Source organism: Halotalea alkalilenta DSM 17697, assembly GCF_000621205.1.
Taxonomy (GTDB): domain Bacteria; phylum Pseudomonadota; class Gammaproteobacteria; order Pseudomonadales; family Halomonadaceae; genus Halotalea; species Halotalea alkalilenta.
The window spans coordinates 118205-136794 of the sequence record NZ_JHYY01000013.1; the positions used below are offsets into that span (position 1 = coordinate 118205).

17 protein-coding genes are annotated in these 18590 nt (G+C 66.5%); 11 read left to right on the forward strand and 6 right to left on the reverse strand.

From position 1 onward, the window contains the following. Nucleotides 1–213 precede the first annotated feature (213 nt). The 9 genes from Q376_RS0100535 to Q376_RS0100575 all read left to right on the forward strand — a co-directional run bounded on the left by Q376_RS0100535 (nt 214) and on the right by Q376_RS0100575 (nt 10464). Complete coding sequence (locus Q376_RS0100535) at nt 214–3594, forward strand: hybrid sensor histidine kinase/response regulator (RefSeq protein ID WP_245598870.1); 3381 nt, start codon at nt 214–216, stop codon at nt 3592–3594. After that, nucleotides 3591–4499, forward strand: coding sequence for a response regulator transcription factor (locus Q376_RS0100540; RefSeq protein ID WP_027348635.1), 909 nt, complete (start codon nt 3591–3593; stop codon nt 4497–4499). The genes Q376_RS0100535 and Q376_RS0100540 overlap by 4 nt, the downstream gene beginning before the upstream one ends. 364 nt (nt 4500–4863) lie before the next feature. After that, a complete protein-coding gene (locus Q376_RS0100545) occupies nt 4864–5898 on the forward strand; it encodes an ABC transporter substrate-binding protein (protein WP_052364805.1) in 1035 nt (344 codons plus the stop codon). After that, on the forward strand, nt 5895–6713 hold the full coding sequence (locus tag Q376_RS0100550) for an ABC transporter ATP-binding protein (RefSeq protein ID WP_027348637.1): 819 nt from the start codon (nt 5895–5897) through the stop codon (nt 6711–6713). Before Q376_RS0100545 ends, Q376_RS0100550 begins: the two co-directional genes overlap by 4 nt. Continuing rightward, nucleotides 6710–7477 (forward strand): ABC transporter permease, encoded by a 768-nt coding sequence (locus tag Q376_RS0100555; RefSeq protein ID WP_027348638.1) that lies wholly within the window; start codon nt 6710–6712, stop codon nt 7475–7477. Before Q376_RS0100550 ends, Q376_RS0100555 begins: the two co-directional genes overlap by 4 nt. Beyond that, nucleotides 7470–7955, forward strand: coding sequence for a nucleoside 2-deoxyribosyltransferase (locus Q376_RS20910; RefSeq protein ID WP_052364806.1), 486 nt, complete (start codon nt 7470–7472; stop codon nt 7953–7955). The genes Q376_RS0100555 and Q376_RS20910 overlap by 8 nt, the downstream gene beginning before the upstream one ends. 17 nt (nt 7956–7972) lie before the next feature. Further along, nucleotides 7973–8977, forward strand: a complete 1005-nt coding sequence (locus tag Q376_RS0100565) for an ABC transporter substrate-binding protein (RefSeq protein ID WP_027348639.1) — start codon at nt 7973–7975, stop codon at nt 8975–8977. A 10-nt stretch (nt 8978–8987) separates the two neighbouring features. After that, nucleotides 8988–9512, forward strand: coding sequence for a nucleoside deaminase (locus Q376_RS0100570; protein WP_052364807.1), 525 nt, complete (start codon nt 8988–8990; stop codon nt 9510–9512). A 16-nt stretch (nt 9513–9528) separates the two neighbouring features. Beyond that, nucleotides 9529–10464 (forward strand): LysR family transcriptional regulator, encoded by a 936-nt coding sequence (locus Q376_RS0100575; protein ID WP_027348641.1) that lies wholly within the window; start codon nt 9529–9531, stop codon nt 10462–10464. Nucleotides 10465–10494: 30 nt separating this feature from the next. Here the strand turns inward: Q376_RS0100575 and Q376_RS0100580 are convergent, their stop codons facing one another. Both Q376_RS0100580 and Q376_RS0100585 read right to left on the reverse strand, forming a co-directional pair. Then, nucleotides 10495–11007, reverse strand: coding sequence for a nucleoside deaminase (locus Q376_RS0100580; RefSeq protein WP_027348642.1), 513 nt, complete (start codon nt 11005–11007; stop codon nt 10495–10497). 5 nt (nt 11008–11012) lie between these two features. Further along, on the reverse strand, nt 11013–12038 hold the full coding sequence (locus Q376_RS0100585; protein WP_043445493.1) for an ABC transporter substrate-binding protein: 1026 nt from the start codon (nt 12036–12038) through the stop codon (nt 11013–11015). Between the two features lie 177 nt (nt 12039–12215). On the opposite strand from Q376_RS0100585, the gene Q376_RS0100590 reads away from it, so the two are divergent. Both Q376_RS0100590 and Q376_RS0100595 read left to right on the forward strand, forming a co-directional pair. Next, nucleotides 12216–13280, forward strand: coding sequence for an AbrB family transcriptional regulator (locus Q376_RS0100590; RefSeq protein WP_027348644.1), 1065 nt, complete (start codon nt 12216–12218; stop codon nt 13278–13280). Between the two features lie 172 nt (nt 13281–13452). Continuing rightward, nucleotides 13453–15282 (forward strand): SLC13 family permease, encoded by a 1830-nt coding sequence (locus Q376_RS0100595; RefSeq protein WP_027348645.1) that lies wholly within the window; start codon nt 13453–13455, stop codon nt 15280–15282. 26 nt (nt 15283–15308) lie between these two features. Here the strand turns inward: Q376_RS0100595 and Q376_RS25285 are convergent, their stop codons facing one another. The 4 genes from Q376_RS25285 to Q376_RS0100615 are packed head-to-tail and all read right to left on the reverse strand — an operon-like array spanning nt 15309 to nt 18578. Then, nucleotides 15309–16493, reverse strand: coding sequence for an ABC transporter substrate-binding protein (locus tag Q376_RS25285; protein ID WP_027348646.1), 1185 nt, complete (start codon nt 16491–16493; stop codon nt 15309–15311). Further along, nucleotides 16490–17479 carry a CobW family GTP-binding protein gene (locus tag Q376_RS0100605; RefSeq protein ID WP_027348647.1) on the reverse strand — a complete coding sequence of 330 codons (990 nt, stop codon included), beginning with the start codon at nt 17477–17479 and terminating at the stop codon, nt 16490–16492. The genes Q376_RS25285 and Q376_RS0100605 overlap by 4 nt, the downstream gene beginning before the upstream one ends. Further along, nucleotides 17476–17775 (reverse strand): hypothetical protein, encoded by a 300-nt coding sequence (locus tag Q376_RS0100610; RefSeq protein WP_027348648.1) that lies wholly within the window; start codon nt 17773–17775, stop codon nt 17476–17478. The genes Q376_RS0100605 and Q376_RS0100610 overlap by 4 nt, the downstream gene beginning before the upstream one ends. A gap of 17 nt (nt 17776–17792) precedes the next feature. Continuing rightward, entirely contained in the window at nt 17793–18578 is a 786-nt protein-coding gene (locus Q376_RS0100615; RefSeq protein WP_245598871.1) for an SDR family NAD(P)-dependent oxidoreductase, read from the reverse strand. Between the last annotated feature and the right edge of the window lie 12 nt (nt 18579–18590).

Sequence of the window (18590 nt, forward strand, 5' to 3'; positions counted from 1 at the left end):
TGACGCATACCGCACCGCACCTTCAGCCCCTAGGCTTCGCAGGTACCCAACGAAGATGCATAGGCGAACTGGAGATACCTCCTGGTCGTTTAATGGCTTCTGCGATCTTTTCCGCTTATAACCAGGGCGCAGCCTGCACTCGGTCGCAGGCTCCGCGATACGCCCAAGGCCAAGGACAATAACAAAAGCGCCATCATGCGGAGGGTTGCGACCTTGCCGTACAGAACCGGAAGAGAACGGACCACTACCCCGCAGCGGATCTTCCGTGTCAGGCGAAACTACAACAAGTGGGTAGCCAACCAGACCCTCGAAGACTTCGCCCTGCGCTTCACCGCCAAATCGGCGCGCCGCTGGTCCATTGGACGCGTAGCCCATACCGCGCTCGGCGCTATTTCCTTCCTCGCCCTGGAAGCGATCGGCGGGGCCCTGACCCTCAACTACGGATTCACCAACGCGGTCGCGGCGATCATCGTGGTGAGCCTTGCGATCTTCCTGCTCAGCCTGCCGGTGAGCTACTACGCCGCCCGCTATGGGGTGGACATAGACCTGCTCACCCGCGGCGCCGGCTTCGGCTACCTGGGCTCCACGCTGACATCGCTGATCTACGCCACCTTCACCTTCATCTTCTTCGCCCTGGAAGCGGCGATCATGGCGCTGGCGCTGGAGGTGCTGTTCGCCATTCCACTCACCTGGGGTTACGTGATCAGCTCCCTGGTGGTGATCCCAATCGTCACCCACGGCATCACCTACATCAGCCGTTTCCAGATCTGGACCCAGCCGCTGTGGATCGTCCTGCAGCTGGCGCCCTTCGTCTTCATCCTGCTGCAGGACCCCGCATCGCTCGGACGCTGGTCGGACTTCGACGGGCTCGACAACGTCGGGGGAGGATTCGACCTGCTGCTGTTCGGTGCCGGGGCGACGGTGATGTTCGCACTGGTGGCGCAGATCGGCGAGCAGGTCGACTTCCTGCGCTTTCTGCCGGAGCCCACCGCCGGCAAGCGCCTGCACTGGTGGCTGGCGATGCTGAGCGGCGGCCCCGGCTGGGCGATCGTCGGCGCGATCAAGGCCCTGGCCGGCTCGTTTCTCGCGGTACTGGCCTTTTCCCATGGGCTGTCACGCAGCGAAGCCCAGGAGCCGATGCACATGTACCTGGTGGCCTTCGGCCACATCACCTCCCACCCCGCCACGCTGATGGCGATGGCCGGCATCTTCGTGGTGCTCTCGCAGCTCAAGATCAACGTCACCAACGCCTACGCAGGCTCGATCGCCTGGTCGAACTTCTTCTCGCGCCTCACCCACAGCCATCCGGGTCGCGTGGTGTGGCTGGTGTTCAACGTGATGATCGCCCTGGTGCTGATGGAGATCGGCATCTACCGCGCCTTCGAAGCCATCCTCGGCACCTACTCGATGGTAGCGATGGCCTGGATCGGCTCGCTGGTGGCGGACCTGGTGATCAACAAGCCGCTGGGGCTGAGCCCCAAGCACATCGAGTTCAAGCGCGCCTACCTCTTCGATCTCAATCCGGTGGGCTTCGGTTCGATGCTGCTGGCCACGGCCGTAGCCCTGGCGGCACGCCTGGGCCTGTGGGGAGAGGTACCGGCGGCGCTGGCCTCCTTCCTGGCGCTGCTCACCGCCTTCATCGCCGCTCCGGCCATCGCGCTCCATACCCGCGGGCGCTATTACATCGCCCGCACCCCGGAGCCGGCCACCGCCACCCGGGGCCGCCCGTGCTGCATCTGCGAGCACCACTTCGACGACGAAGACATGGCCTTCTGCCCGGCCTACAACAGCCCGATCTGTTCGCTGTGCTGCTCGCTGGACGCACGCTGCAACGATGCCTGCAAGCAGCATGCGGGTTTCCAGCAGCAGCTGATTGACTGGCTGGGCATGGCCCTGCCGCAACGAGCGCTCCAACACATCAATTCGAGGATCGGACACTTCATCAGCCTGCTGATGCTGATCATCCTGGTGATCGCAGGCTTCTTCGCTCTGGTCTTCTACCAGCTCCCCGCCACGTCGCCGGAGGTGAGCGAACTGATGATCGCCACCCTGGCGAAAGTCTTCGCCATTCTGGTGATCATCAGCGGCGTGGTGGCCTGGCTGTTCGTGCTCGCCCACGAGAGCCGGGTGGTCGCCCAGGAGGAGTCCCATCGACAAACCCGGATGCTGATGGCGGAGATCAAGGCCCATGAGAAAACCGATCTCGCCCTGCAAAAGGCCAAGGAGTTGGCGGAAGCCGCCAATCAAGCGAAGAGCCGCTACCTCACCGGGCTCAGCCACGAGCTCCGGTCACCCTTGAATGCCGCTTTCGGCTACGCCCAGCTGCTGGAGCACGACCCGCTGATTCCCGAACATCGCCGGGAGGCGGTGGCCGCCATCCGCCGCAGTACGGGGCATCTCTCGGATCTCATCGAGGGGCTGCTGGAGATATCCAAGATCGAGGCCGGGCGCCTGGAGCTCTATCGCAACCGGGTCCGGGTACGGTCGCTAATCGACGAGCTGGTGGCGATGTTCCGCCTGCAGGCGCAGGAAAAAGGCATCGGCTTCGAATTCCACCACCAGGGGAGCATTCCCGAATGGGTCACCACCGATGAAAGGCGTCTGCGCCAGATTCTGATCAACCTGCTTTCCAATGCGATCAAGTTCACCAACCAGGGCAAAGTGACGCTGAGCTTCCGCTACCGCAATCAGGTGGCGGAGTTCACCGTCAAGGACACCGGGATAGGGATCGCCGAGGAGGACATGCAGCGCATCTTCCGACCGTTCGAGCGGATTCGTAAGCCCGGGGTACCGGCGGTTAGCGGCACCGGGCTGGGACTCACCATCACCCAGCTACTGACCGGGATCATGGGCGGCGACCTGCAGGTCTCGAGCCAGCCCGGCAAGGGCAGCGAGTTCCGCCTTTCGGTGATGCTCTCGAGCGTCACCCAAGGGACGCAGCCACGAGCGTCGGATCGCCCTATCGACGGCTACGACGGCGAGCGCAAAACGCTGCTGGTGATCGACGACGACCCTACCCATCGAGGCCTGATCAGCGACATGCTGACCCCGCTGGGATTCCAGGTCATCGAAGCGCCGGATGGCCGCTGCGGCCTGGATCTGGCACTGCACAACCCGCCGGACCTGGTGCTGATGGATGTGGCCATGCCGCAAATGAACGGCTGGCAAACCGCGCGATTGCTGCGCCGGCAGGGATACCGCGCGCCCTTGGTGATGATCTCCGCGAGCGCGCGGGAAAATCACGCCGCGGCCCTGTCCCAAGGGCTGCACGACGACTACCTGATCAAGCCGTTCAAGCTGGGGGCACTGCTCGACACCTTGGCCCGGCAGCTCGAGCTGGGCTGGACCCATCGGTACGAACGCCACACCGCCCCCGCCGGCCTCACGCTCGAGGAGGTGCGGGAGCTCGACGGCGATCTACGTGACGAACTAATCGCGCTCGCCGAGATCGGTCATCTGCGCGGATTGCGAGAGCGCCTGCTGCAAGCGCGCCAGAGTGGGCTGATTCCCGCACCGCTGGCGATGTCCCTCGAGTCGGCGATGAACCGATTCGATTTCCATGAACTGATACGACTACTGGAGTCGCACCAATGACCGCCGCCACCCGCAAGGATCTGATTCTGGTGGTGGACGACTCCCCGGACTCCCTGGGCATGATCCACCACGCGCTGGACCAGGCCGGGCTCACCGCGCTATTGGCCCTGGAGGGCGCCCAGGCGCTCAGCATCGCGGAAAAGATGGTTCCCGACCTGGTGCTCATGGACGCGATGATGCCCAACATGGACGGCTTCGAAACCTGCCGCCGGCTGAAAGGCAAACCGGATCTCGCCGCCGTCCCGGTGATCTTCATGACCGGGCTCACCGAGTCGGAGGACGTGATCCGCGGACTGGAGGCGGGAGGAGTGGACTACGTCACCAAGCCGGTGCGCCCCTGCGAGCTCATCGCGCGCATCCGCGTGCACCTGAACAATGCCCGCCTCGCCCATAGCGCGCGCATCGCGCTGGACCAGCTCGGCCAGGCTTCGTTCTCCACCGATACGACCGGCCGCTGGCGATGGGCGACACCCTTGGCGGAAAGCCGCCTGGGAGGCAGCGAAGAGCAGCGCCAGGAGCGCCTGGCGAGACTGTCGCAGCACATTCGCCAGTGGCTGCTGCGCGCGCCTCGAGCAGGCGACCAGCTGGCGTTGAATCTGCTGCCTTGCGATCTACGCCTGCGCTACCTGGGAGAGGCCACCCCAGGTGATCACCTTTTCCGGCTGCAGAGGCACGGCGCGGACGAGGAGAGCGAAGTGCTCCAGACCCAGCTGCGCCTGACCCGACGCGAAGCACAAGTGCTGCTATGGATCGCCCAGGGCAAGACCAACCGGGAAATCGGCCAGATCCTCTCCTTGAGCCCTCGCACGGTGAACAAACACCTGGAGCAGGTATTCAGGAAGCTGGGGGTGGAAAACCGCACCGCCGCCGCGGCCATGGCCCTGCAGTGCCTGACCGCGGCCTGAACCCGCGCCAGGGATGGCTCTCGGCGGCAGTTGGCTGATGCCTGTTTTCTCGAGCGCCAAACTGAGGCATGAATGGACTACGGAGGAAATTATTGCACCAAACTGAGACAACCAAATCCCATAGTCCCCCGCTTCGTCGCTTGCACCCGCACGCTGACGCCGTGATGCCAATTCAGCATCATCGTGATCGACAAATCGCAATTATCCGAACGCTTTGGGGTTAGCAGCGGTTACGCTCTCCTCCCTGGCCCACCGCCCTGCGCCCATGGCGCAGTTGGTAAGCAAATTGCACTGGCCTTCGCCATCCGTGGGATCGCGGCATACCGGGCGCGCCCACCGTCATTTCCAAAGATCAGGAGACACCATGACTTCGCGGCATAATTCGACGCTTCCAAGCCGCAGCGCCGGCGCTGCCCTGCTCTCGGGCCTCGGCTTCTCGCTGCTGCTCGGCTTGAGCCCTAGCGCGCATGCGCTCGATGCGGTCAGCGTACAGCTCGACTGGCTGCCCGCCGGCGACAAGGCCTTCGTCTATGCAGGCGTTGCCGAAGGCTTCTACCGTGACGCCGGCCTCGAGGTCACCATTCGCCCCGGGCGTGGCTCGGCCGATGCCGTCACCCAGCTCGCCGCCGGCAATGCCGACGTCGGCACCGCCGGGATCGGCTCGCTGATGCAAGCCGCCGCGGAGGGCGGTGTGCCGGTCAAGGCGGTGATGTCGATCTACTCGAAGCCGCCGGATGCGATCTTCACCGTCGAGGGCTCGGGGATCACCGACCTTGAAAGCGCAGTCGGCAAGCGGCTCGCGATGCCGACCTTCTCCTCCTCCAATGCGCTGTGGCCGGCGGTGCTCGAGCGCAATGGCATCGCTCCCGACTCGATTCCGGTCATCAATACCGATCCCAGCGGCATGGCGCCGCTGCTGGCGCAGGGGCGGGTCGACATGACCCTGAACTGGGTGACCAAGGCGCCGGAGTCCGAGTCGGTGCTGGCCCAGGCCGGCAAGCAGCTCCAGGTGCTGCCGCTCTCCGACTTCGGCCTCGAGGGCTATGGCTTCTCGCTGATGGCTTCCGAGCGAACCATCGAGCAGCGCCCGGAGGTGCTCAGGCGCTTCGTCGAGGCCTCGCGCCGCGCGATCGAATTCTCCTCCGCCCATCCCGACCAGGCCGCGGCGGCGGTCAAGGCAGCGGTGCCGGAGGCGGATCTCGCCGTGCTCGAGGGCGAGCTGCGCAACTCGCTGCCGCTGATCGACAACGAGATCTCCGCACGCGACGGATTCGGCGCCTTCGACCCTGCCCTGCTCTCGACCACCTGGGAGTGGATCGCCGACTCGATGGACTTCGATCGCGATGCGCTCGACCCGGCGAGCCTGGTCGACACCCGCTTCCTCGGAGCCGAGCAATGAGTGCCGACGCCCACGAGCGCGCGGTGATCACTCTAGAAGGGGTCGGCCAGACCTTCCGCTCCAGCGACGGAAGCCCGGTGATCGCGCTGGACGGCGTCGACCTGGCGCTGGAGCGCCATGAGTTCGTCTCGCTGATCGGCCCCTCCGGCTGCGGCAAGTCGACCATCCTGCGGCTGGTCTCGGGGCTGCTGCTGCCGACCAGCGGTACGCTTTCGATCTACGGCAAGCGTGTCACCGAGCCGCGCGACGAGATCGGCATGGTGTTCCAGAAGGCGACCCTGCTGCCGTGGCTCTCGGTCGCCGACAACATCACCTTCCCGATGAAGCACAAGTACGGCCGGGTCACCGCGGAGGAGAAGCGACGCGCCGGTGAGCTGCTGGAGATGATCGGGCTCAAGGAGTTCGGCCACAAGCGGCCCAACGAGCTCTCCGGCGGCATGCAGCAGCGGGTCGGGATCGCCCGCTCGCTGCTGCATGATCCCGACATCCTGCTGATGGACGAGCCGTTCTCGGCGCTCGATGCGCTGACCCGCGACGAAATGAGCTTCGAGCTGCTGCGGATCTGGAGCGAGCGGCCGAAGACCGTGGTATTCGTCACCCACTCGATCCAGGAGGCGCTGCTGCTCTCCGACCGGATCGTGGTGATGAGCGCTCGTCCCGGCCGGGTCGCCGAGATCATCGATGTGCCACTGGCACGTCCGCGCACGCTGGATACCCTGTCCGATCCGCTGTACAACCAGCTGGCCAACGATATCCGCCGCAAGGTATTCAGCCGCGCACCGCTCGAGGCTGGCGGCGAGGAGGCCCGCGCATGAGCGCACTCAAGCGAATCGCGACGCGCTATGCCTCGCTGATCGCCTTCATTTTCGTCGTACTCGCCTGGGAGCTCGGCTGCGACCTGTTCCAGGTTCCCGCCTTCGTGCTGCCGGCGCCGAGCGCGATCCTCACCGCCTTCACGACGCTGTCGCCATCGCGCTGGTTCGAACACACCTGGGCGACCCTGGAAGTGGCGCTGCTGGGCTTCGCCATCGCCACTGCGATCGCGGTGCCGCTGGCGATCACGATCACCCGCTCGAAGCTGGTCTCCCGCGTGGTGATGCCGTGGCTGATCGTGATCCAGTCGACCCCGATCGTCGCCATCGCGCCGATCATCGTCGTCACCCTCGGCGCCGGGGTGCTGCCCCGGGTAGTGATCACCACTTTGATCTCGTTCTTCCCGATCGTGATCTCGACCGCCACCGGACTCGCCTCGGTGCCGGCGGAGTTCACCGAGCTTTCGCGCTCGCTGCGCGCATCGCGCAACCGCGAGTACTGGCAGATCCGCATGCCCTACGCCCTGCCGCACCTGTTCAGCGCACTGCGGGTGGCGATCACCCTGGCGATCGTCGGCGCGGTGGTGGCGGAGTTCGTCGCCGCCGAGCGCGGGCTCGGCTACCTGATCCTCTATTCGACCTCTTCGTTTCGCATCGCGGTCGCCTTCGCCGCACTGGTGATCCTGGTCGCCTCGAGCCTGGTGCTCTACGGCCTGATCACCCAGCTGCAGCGGCGTCTCTTCCCGTGGAGCGAGCATCGTGGCTGAACGGATCTACTTCGCTGGCCCCGAGGTCTTTTACCCCGAGGCGGAGGCACTCGCCGCGCAGGCCCATGCCCAGGCGACGGCGCGCGGGTTCGAGGCGATGACACCGATGGACAATCGCCTGCCGGCGCTGGCGGATGGCGCAGCCATGCGCGCGGCGATCTTCCACAAGAATCTCGCGCTGCTCGACCGTGCCGAGCTGGTAGTGGCGAACCTGTCACCGTTTCGCGGTCCGTCCGCCGATGCCGGCACGATCTGGGAGGTCGGCTACGCCTTCGCCCGGGGACTGCCGGTGTTCGCCTGGAGCGACTGCGCCGGCGACTACCGCTCGCGGGTGGTCGACGACGGCCTGCGCATCGAGGATTTCGACGGCTTCGACAACCTGATGATCAGCGAAAGCATCATCGCCCCGCTGCATCCGAATCTCGCCGCCGCCCTCGACGCCGCCGTGCTCTTCCTGCATCCATCCACCGCCCGATGACCAAGGACCATTCTTCCATGACCCTGCGCCGCCTGATTTCCGCCCTGCTGGCCGTACCCGCCTGCACAATGCTCGCCGCGATGCCAGTCCAAGCCGCCGAGCTCGACCCGGTAAGGGTCCAGCTCGACTGGCTGCCGACCGGCGACAAGGCATTCTTCTATGCCGGCGTGGCCGAAGGCATCTACCGTGACGCCGGACTCGACGTCACCCTGGCGCCCGGCCGCGGCTCGCCCGATGCGGTGACCCAGGTCGCCGCCGGCAACGCCGACATCGGCGCCGCCGGCATCAATGCGCTGATGGAGGCCTACGCCGAGGGCGGGGCACCGGTCAAAGCGGTGATGTCGATCTACTCCAAGCCGCCGGAGGCGGTATTCACCTACGAGGGCTCGGGCGTGACCGACCTCGCCTCGACCCTTGGCAAACGCATGGCCTATTCGATGACCAGCGCGCCGTGGCCCGGGGTGCTGCGCCAGGCCGGGCTCGATCCCGACGAGGTGAACATGGTCAACGTTTCGCCGGCGAGCCTCGCGCCGATGCTCGCCCAGGGCCAGGTCGAGATGAACCTCAACTGGGTGACCAAACAGCCCGATGCCGAGGCGCTGATGGAGGCCGCGGGGCGCAAGCTCAAGGTGCTGCCGCTCTCCGAGCACGGCCTCGAAGGCTACGCCTACAGCCTGATGGCGAGCCAGCGGATGATCGACTCGCGCCCCGAGGTGCTCGCACGCTTCATCACCGCCACCCGTGAGGCGATCGAGTTCTCCATCGCCCATCCGGATCAGGCCGCGGCGGGCCTCGCCAAGGTGGTGCCGGAGAGCGACCCGGCGATTCTCGAGGGCCAGCTGCGCGCCTCCTTCCCGCTGATCGACAACGAGATTTCCCAGACCGAAGGGCTGGGCGTCTTCGAGCCTCAGCGCCTCGCCACCGCCTGGCGGTGGGTTGCCGAGTCCGACGGCTACGCGATCGACGCGATCGATCCCGCCGCGCTGATCGACTCCCGCTTCCTCGATACCGCCGCTCAATGACGAGCCCGAAATGACTCAGGAACCTTGTGTCGCAACCACCGGGGCGCCGCGCAGCGCCCCCAGCCGCGAGCAGGTGATCCGCCACCTGCGCCGCTCCAACCAGGTCGCCCAGCGCGCGGTCGCGCTGGGCCACCATCCGTTCGGCGCGGTGCTGGTCGCACCGGACCACGAGACGGTGCTGCTCGAGCAGTGCAACATCGATACGGTCAACCACGCCGAATCGACCCTGGCGCGGATCGCGGCGACCAACTTCAGCGCCGACTACCTCTGGCGCTGCACGCTCTACACCGCGGTGGAGCCGTGCTGCATGTGCTCGGGCACGATCTATTGGGCCAACATCGGCCGGGTGGTGTTCGGCCTCCACGAGCACCAGCTGCTCGAGGCCACCGGCGATCATGGCGAGAACCCGACCATGAGCGTCTCATCGCGCTACGTGTTCGATCATGGCCAGAAGCCGGTGGAATTGATCGGGCCGATCGAGGAACTGACCGAAGAGACCGCGCGGATGCAGCGCGAATTCTGGGCGACCCGCTGATACTGGGAGCAGCGCAATGAAGCAGACCCTGCGCGTGCACAATGCCGCGATCCACTACTTCGACATGGTCCGCCGCTGCGGCTCGATCCGCGAGGCGGCGCGACGGCTCAACGTCGCCTCCTCGGCGGTCAGCCGGCAGATCATCAAGCTCGAGGACGAAATCCAGGCGCCGCTGTTCGAACGCCTGCCCAGCGGGCTCAAGCTGACCACCGCCGGCGAGATCTTCGCCCGCCACGTGATGGTAGTGATGCAGGATACCGAGCGCACCCGCTCGGAGCTCGGTGCGCTGCGAGGCCTGCGCAGCGGCCATGTGAGGCTGGCGATCGTCGAAGGGCTGATCAGCGACCTGATGCCCACGGTGATCGAGCGCATGCGCGAGCGCTACCCGAACATCTCGACCGATATCGCGATCCTCGGCTCCCAGCAGATTCCCGAGGCGCTGGCCAAGGGCCAGGCCGACCTGGGCGTCGCTTTCTCGCTCAAGCGCCATGCCGATCTGCGCCAGCTGGCGATCGCCCACTTCGAGCTCGGCGCGATCATGCGCCCGGACCATCCGCTCGCGCGCCACGCCGAGCTCAACCTGATCACCTGCAGCCAGTATCCGATGATCCTGCCCACCCCGGAGCTGTCGCTCTATCAGCTGGTCGCCCCCTTGTTCAGCGGCCAGGAGCGGCCGACCAACGGCGTCGCCCGGGTCAGCTCGGTGGAGCTCGCCAAGCAAATGGCCAAGCGCGGGGTCGGCATCGCCTTCCAGACCCGGATCGGCATCCTCGAGGAGCTCGAGAAAGAGACGCTCGCCTTCGTTCCGGTACGTCTCGGCGGGCCGATCTACAGCGACCTCGGCGTCTACGCCCGCAACGGCCGCTTCCTCCCCGTCGCCGCCGACGCCTATGCTCGAGCGCTCAACGAGGAGATCGTCGCCCGCGGCCAGGGCGACCGCCGGCAGTGGTGAGCACCGCCGCGCGGATAGCTGGCGCGACGCTCACTCCTTCCATACGCCCTGGTGCGCCGCGGCGGCCTCCTCGATCAGTGCGGGGCCGATGCACTCGATCACTCCGGGCGATGCGTCGAACACCTCGCGGCAGGACAACTCGACATCCCGCTGGTCGAGCCGCTCGCCGCGAAAACGCCGCAGGCTGACTGCATCGATGCCATAGACCACCCGCTGGATGTTGGCCCAGAAGATCGCGCCGGCGCACATCACGCAGGGCTCGGCCGAAGAGTAGAGCGTCGCCTCGCCGAGCGTCTCGCGGCCAAAGCGCGGCGAGGCCAGGCGTACCGCGGTGGTCTCGGCATGGCCGGTGCAGTCGCGCGTTTCGAAGGTATTGTTCCAGGCGCGGGCCAGCACCTCCCCTTGCCGCGACACGATCACTGCGCCGAACGGGCGGTTGCCGCGCTGGCGGGCGGTGTGCGAAAGCTCGATGGCATGGCGCAGCCACTCGGCGTCGCCCGGCGAGAGCGTGGCTTCGCCGGGCGTTGGATGATTGGCGGGCATCACTGTCACTCCTGGACAGGTGGGACGTTATTGGGCAGAAAGCGCCGGTCGACGACGCTGTCGGGATCGAGCCGGTCGGTTGGGTAGTCCATCGAGGCGCTGACCCAGCGCCAGTTGGCCGCGAGCATCCCGGGAGTGAGCGCGCCCAGCCCGTCGCGCTGGGCGATGGGCGTATCGATCAGCCCGATCGCCGCCCGGTACTCGGCCTCGATCACCTCGGCATCCGCCTCCTGCACCGCCGCGACCAGCGCTTGAGCCGCCTGGTCGGGATGGGCATTGGCGTATTCCAGCCCGCGCAAGGTGGCGCGTACGAAGCCTTCGAGCTGCTCGGGGTGGCTCTCGATCAGCGCCTCGGGGGCGGCGACTACCTGCCCGTAGCCATCTAGCCCCGCATCGCTCCAGGGCAGAGCGACCAGCTCGCGGCTGGTCTGCTCGAGCAGCTGGGCGACCCTGGGCGCGTCCGGTATCCAGTTGATGATCGCATCGAGCTGGCCGCGCGCCAGCATCGGCCCCAGGGTGCCGGGGCCGACCTTGACCAGGGTGACCTGATCGGGGGTGACGCCGTTGTGCTCGAGCATCACCGGCCAGAGGGTGTTGGAAGAGGTGAACGCCGAGGTCCCCACCCGCTTGCCGACGGTCGCCGCCAGCGAATCGATGCCGCTGCCCGAATAGGTGAAGAGCGCGTCCGGCTGCAGCGTGTGCACCGACATGATCGCCTTGACCGGCAGCTGGTTCTCGACCCGGGCGGCCATCAGCGCCGGCATCCCGAGCAGGGCGACATCGGCGCTGCCGGCGGCCAGCTTGGTGAGCGCGTCATTGGAGCCGCGACTCGAGTTGATCTCGACCTCGAGCCCCTCTTGAGCGTAGAAGCCCTGGGCCGCCGCGGTATAGACGTAGGCCTTGTCGCCGCTCGGCAGCCAGCCGAGTTCGAGGCGCAGCGTGGCACTCTGCGCCTGGGCGGAAAATGCCATGCCCGCCAGGGTGAACCCCAGCAGCGCGGCGCCGACCATCCTTTTTGGCATCGTTGTCATTGTAGTGATGTCCCGAATGGAAAAGAGGCCAAACGGATCGACTATAGCGGCTCGGGCAGGCGATCGAGAGCGACTCCCCGAGCGCACCCCGCTGCCGATTGCGCAGCGCCGGCGGCCCGCGCAGTGATGAGGATATACCCGCATGCTATGATCGCCCGGCAACCAGGAGATGCTCCCTTGGCGACCCGCTTCGATCTATCCCGTCTTCCGATCCCCTTGCGCTGGCTACTCCTCATCGCGCTTAGCGCGCTGGTTGGTCAAACCCTCGACGCTCTGCACATGCCCGCCGGACAGTTCATCGGTCCGATGGTGGTGGCGATCGTGCTCGCGATACTCGGTATTTCGCTGCGCCTGCCGCGGCTGTGGTTCAAGCTCGGCCAGGGAGCGGTCGGCATGCTGATCAGCCAGACGCTGAGCATCGCCGTGCTCACCACCATCGTCGGCCACTGGCCGCTGATGGTGGCCGCCACCGCGCTGACCTTGGCGTTCAGCTACCTGGTCGGCGTCGTCAGCGTACGCTACGGCGGGATGCCCGGCACCACGGCCGCTTGGGGCACCACCCCTGGAGCGGCGGCGGCGATGGTGGCGATGGCGGAGGAAAACGACGCGGATCCGCGCATCGTCGCCGCGATGCAGTACGTGCGGGTGATCTGCGTGGTATTGATCGGTGCGCTGGTCGGTCACGTCTTCAGCACTGGCGAAGGCAGCGCGGTCAAGGAGAGCGTCTACGGCTTCGAGCTGTTTCCCGTCGCCGCCTCGCTGGCGGTGCTGGTGGTCGGCTCGCTGATCGGCCAGCGGCTGCTGCCTGCGGGCGCGCTGCTCGGGCCCGTGCTGCTGGCCACGCCATTGCACCTGCTCGGACTGGTGGAGATCAACCTGCCGGCCCCGCTGCTCGCGATCGCCTACGCCGCGATCGGCTGCTACGTCGGCCTGCGCTTCGACCGCCCGACGGTACGCTACGTGATGCGCTCGCTGCCCTGGATGGTCTTCGCCTCGCTGCTGCTGATTGCGCTCTGTGCCTTCTCGGCCTGGCTGGTGCTGCATTTCATCGCCACCGACTATCTGAGCCTTTACCTCGCCACCAGCCCCGGCGGGCTGGACTCGATGACGATCATCGCCATCGACACCCAGGCGGACGTTGGCCTGGTCGCGGCACTACAGGTGATGCGGCTGTTCGCGGTGATCCTGATCGGGCGCTGGATGGCGAGCTCGATCGCCCGCTTCGCCATCGACGAGCGCTAGCCTAGCGCGTCGTCTCCAACCCGACCGCCACTGCCCCGCGAGAGCCCATGCCCGACATCTCCTCTCCCGCCCACTTTTGCGCTGACCAGCCGATCCGCGTAGTCGCCGGCTGCCTGCGCGCACTTCACGTTCCGTCGGCGCTGCACGCAGCAGTCGATGCCGAGCGACGCCGATGAACGCGGAGCTGATCTGGGTACTGGCGCTGCTCGGCTTCACCGTCGCGCTGTTCGTCAGCGACCGAGTGCGCATGGACGTGATCGCGCTGCTGGCGATCGTGGCGCTGGCTGCGAGCGGCACGCTGAGCGCCGAGGAAGCGCTGGCGGGATTCTCCGATCCGAGCGTTGTGCTGATCGCGGCGATGTTCGTGATCGGCGAAGGCCTGGTGCGCAGCGGCATCGCCCATCGGCTGGGAGGGCTATTGGTGCGCGGGGCGGGCCAGAGCGAAACGCGGCTACTGATCCTTTTGATGCCTTGCGTGGTGCTGCTAGGTGCGGTGATGAGCTCTACCGGCGTAGTGGCGATCTTCGTACCCGTGGTGCTCAGCGTCGCCGCGCGGATCAAGACCGCCCCTTCGCGGCTGATGATGCCGCTCAGCTTCGCCGGCCTGATCAGCGGGATGACCACCCTGGTCGCCACCGCGCCCAACCTGGTGGTCAACAGCGAACTGCAGCGCGCGGGGCTCGAGGGCTTCGGCTTCTTCTCGATCACCCCGCTGGGCGTCGTGGTGCTGCTGGTGGGGGTCGGCTACATGCTGATCGCGCGCCGCTGGCTGGCGGGCGACGGCGGGCTGGTCGCCGGGCCACTGGGCAACCGCAGCACGCTGAACCAGCTGATTCAGCGCTACCGCCTCAGCGGACGCGCCTGGCGACTCAGGCTGCGACCGGACTCGCCGATGATCGGCAAGCCGATGGACACCCTCGCACTGCGCGAGCGCTATGGGATCAATGCGATCGGGATCGAGCGCAAGCGCCGGCTGCGCCGGGTGATCGTCGCCGTGTTCCCGGGCCTCGAGCTGCGCGAGCGCGACACCCTGCTGGTCGACGCCGCCGATGAGGACCGCGTCCGCGCCTTCTGCGCCGAGTGCGGGCTCGAGCCGAGGATCCTGCGCGGCGACTATTTCAGCGATCGGGTCGAGGAGATCGGCATGGCCGAAATCACCCCGCTGCCCGACTCGGAAAAGCTCGGCAAGAGCCTGCGCGAGCTTGCGTTTCGCAGCACCACCGGGCTCAGCGTGGTCAGCATCCTGCGCAATGGAGAACTACTCGCCGGATCGTTGATCGACGAGCCGATCAGCAGCGGCGACGTGCTGCTGGTGGCGGGCGAATGGCGCAGGATCTCGCGCCTGCAGCGCGACTCGCGCGATTTCGTCGTCTTCGGCCTGCCCGCCGAGATCGACGACGTCGCCCCCAGCCGCCGCAAGGCACCGCTGGCGCTGCTGGCGCTTGCGCTCACCATCGTGCTGATGGTCTCGAACGCAGTGCCCAACGCGATCGCCGCGCTGATCGGCTGCCTGCTGATGGCGGCGAGCCGCTGCATCGACGCAGAGAGCGCCTACCGCTCGATCCACTGGCCGAGCCTGATCCTGATCGTCGGGATGATGCCGTTCGCGATCGCACTGCAGAAAACCGGCGGGGTAGCGCTGATGGTCGAGCTGATGGTCGACACCGTCGGCGGGCTCGGACCGCGCACCATCCTCGCCGGCCTCTTCGCCCTCACCGCGGTGATCGGACTGTTCATCTCCAACACCGCCACCGCAGTGCTGATGGCCCCGATCGCGATCGCCCTCGCCGAGCGCCTCGACGCCTCGCCCTATCCCTTCGCGATGATCGTCGCCCTCGCCGCCTCTGCGGCGTTCATGACCCCGGTGTCATCGCCGGTCAACACCCTGGTGGTCGCCCCCGGCGGCTACCGTTTCGTCGACTTCGTCAAGATCGGAGTCCCCTTCACCCTGATCGTGATGGCGATCAGCGTGGCGCTGGTGCCCTGGCTGTTCCCGTTTTGAGTCGGGCCTACCGACAGCCGCCCAGCTCAGGCCGTGGGCCTTGCACTGCGCAGTAGATCGCCCCAGCGCCGAACCAGATAGTTGTGCTCGTCCATCACCGAGTTCCAGACCCCGATGCGTGCCATGCGCTGCGCATAGGAGCCGCCTTCGCGTCGCTCTCCGGCATCGATCAACGCCATCCCATCGCTGCCGTAGAGCTGCTCGCTGGCCGGGGCGCCCGCATACCAGTAGTCCCACTCCGCTGGGGAGAGGTAGTCCCGGGCCCGCGGAGGGTTCGAAATGTAGAAGCCCTGGCGCGCCATCATCGCGCCCGGCCAGCCCGATAGCCACCAATTGAGATAGGCGTACGCGGCATCACGTACCTTGCCCTGCACGCACCGGGACAAGCAGAGCCCCCCGAACCAGGCCCGGTATCCCTCCTTTGGAACCGCCAGGCGGTAGCTGATCCCCGCGCGATGCAGCCGCATCAGCGTCGGCGACCAAAGGCTCTGGATGTGCACCTCGGGGTCGAGCATCAGCTCCCCGGCCTCATGATCGTCCGACCAGAAGGCGGCGAAATGACCGTGCCGCTGGCGCTCGATGAGCAGGTCGGCCAGTCGATCGATCTCGTCGAGGCGAAGATTGCCGACATCGCCGAAGCGCAGGCAGCCACTGGCCTGCAGCGCCAAGGCAACGTCGAGGGCACCGATCGCCGCGTCGCTCTGCAAGGCGATGTGACCGCACCAATCCTCGTCGACCAGCCAGGCCCAGCTTTCTTCGCTTTGCCGCAGCGAGAGTGGCAGACACTCTGGCCGGTAGGCGAAGCTATCGGCGTTGTGGGTCAGCGGCAGCATGCTGATCAGCGAACTCGGCTGGCTGCCCAGCGTCCCATCGTGCTGGACGAACAGGCGATCGCAGGGCAGGCTGCCAACGGCGAGGCGATCGCCGGGATGCAGACGACCGCGCTTGGGCAGATCGTTGATTTCGTCCCACAGCGCGATCCGTCGAATGTCGATCGGCTGGATCGCACGCGCTGGCCAGACGAAATCGACGTTGTGGAACCACTGGTCGTAGAGGTCGTAGCTGTGCGGATCCATCACCGCGATCCGCTGGGCCTGCTGCACGTCGTGAATCTGGTAGATCAACTCGATACCCAGTTCCTGCTCGGCGCGCAGACGTATCGCTTCGAGCAGAGTGACCGAGGTGCCGAGTACCCGCAGCGTAGTGGTCATAACGCATGCTCCGCTCGGCCGAGAAACGCAGTGAAGGAGCGCCGTAGCGCGGCGACCTCGAGGCCACGAACGATGAACACTAACCGTGAATGCCGCTCGCCTTTCGGCCAAGCGGCCAGATGCACCGGCGCATGCAGGCAATGCTGCACGCCGTGGATCACCACCGGGCTCGCCGACCCGGCCACATCGAGAATCCCCTTGACCCTGAGGATTCGCTGACCATGGCATCTCAACAGCATGGAAAGCCAGACGCCGAAGAGCATCCAGTCCAAAGGTCGATCGAACTCGAGACAGCAGACCTGCGCCTCCCCGTGGACACTTGCCTTAGGCGGGGAAAAAAGACGCCATTGCGCCACTTCGCCGCCCGGATCGGGGCCGTGCACGCCGGCGTCCAGCAGCAGCGCGTCATGGTCGTCGATCTCCGTGGTCAATGCCTGCACGGCGGCGGGATTAAGCCGTGACAGACGCTGTCGCAGCTGGTCGATCGCGTCAGCGTCGACCACGTCTGCCTTGCTGATCAGCAAACGATCGGCCGCCGCCACCTGGGCGAGCCACTCGGGATGCAGGGCGGCCTGGGTCACCGCGTGCTGGGCATCGACCACGGTGATGATCAAGCCGAATCGATAGCGCCCGCGCAGCTGATGATCGGTAGCAACCGTTGCCAGGATCGGCGCCGGCTCGGCAAGCCCGGTGGTTTCCAGCAATACACGCCGGAACGCGGGCAGCTCCCCTCGCGCCCGCTTCGCGTCCAGCTCGAGCAGCGCTTGCTTCAGATCACCGCGGACCGAGCAACAAACGCAGCCGCTCGGCAGCAGCACGGCATCCGGCGCGATCTCCTCGACCAGCAGGTGATCGATGCCAATCTCGCCGAATTCGTTGACCAGCAGCACAGTATCGCCCAGCGCTTCGCCGGTCAGCAGACGCTTCAATAGGGTGGTCTTGCCGCTGCCGAGAAAACCGGTGACCAGATTGAATGGAATGCTCATGGAGCTGCTTCCAGGTGGTCCAGGATCGCCGGTGACAACGGGTCGAGCGCGCGCCCGAGCAGCGCCTCGGCCGCGCGCCAGAGCTCGTCGAGACCGCTCGCCAGTTGCTGGCGCCCGGTCGCTCCCTGCAGCAGATAGGCAACGCCCTGGAAGTCGGTGACGCTCAGGCGCGAGGGCGCAATCGCTCGATTGATCGCGTGGATCCTGCGCGCCCGTTCGCGACGCCACAGCGCGTCCTCACCGAGCGGGTCGCTCCAGTGCGCTTGCTCGCCCAGCAGACCGCAAAGTCCGCACATATCCTTTCCTCCCTATATCAGGGCATTACGTCGCCGGAATTGGGGCCGAGCGTCTGACCGACGAACAGGTTACCACCGGGCTCCGACGCCAGCAGTACTGCGACCGGAGCGACTTCCTCGGCGAGGCCGAAGCGCCCCAGCGGCAGCTCCGCGGCCTTGGAGCGCTTCCATGCTTGGCTGATGCCGTCGACCAACGGTGTCTCGATCGGCCCCGGTGCGATCGCATTGACCAGCACGTTGTACTTGGCCACCTCCAGCGCCAGGGACTTGGTAAAACCGATCACCCCGGCCTTGGCAGCGGCATAGTGGCAAAGTTCGGCGCCCCCCTTGATGCCAAGCTGAGAGGCCAGGTTGATGATGCGGCCCCAGCGCTGGTCGATCATGAAGGGCAGCGCGCACTGGCTGGAGACGAATACGCTGGTCAGATCGACGCGCAGCATCTCGTCCCACATCGCCTGGGTGAGGTCGAGGCAGCGCGCCTGGGTCAGCAGGCCCGCATTGTTGACCAACACATCGATACCACCGTAGCCCTTCACGCATGCCTCGACGCCTGCGCGAGCGCCCTCGCGGCTGCCGACGTCGGCGGTCACCTCGATCACTTCGGCACCGAGATCGCGGCAGGCCGCGGCGCTGCGCGCGAGTTCCACAGCGTTGCGGTCCGAAAGAACCAGGCGCGCGCCGGCGAGCGCGTATGCCCGCGCGATCGCGGCACCGATACCGCTGGCAGCACCAGTGACGACGGCCCGCCTGGTGGAGAGCTGAGAACACGACGGCGAGCTCATTGGGGTGTGCGATGATGGCACCAGTCTTCCTCC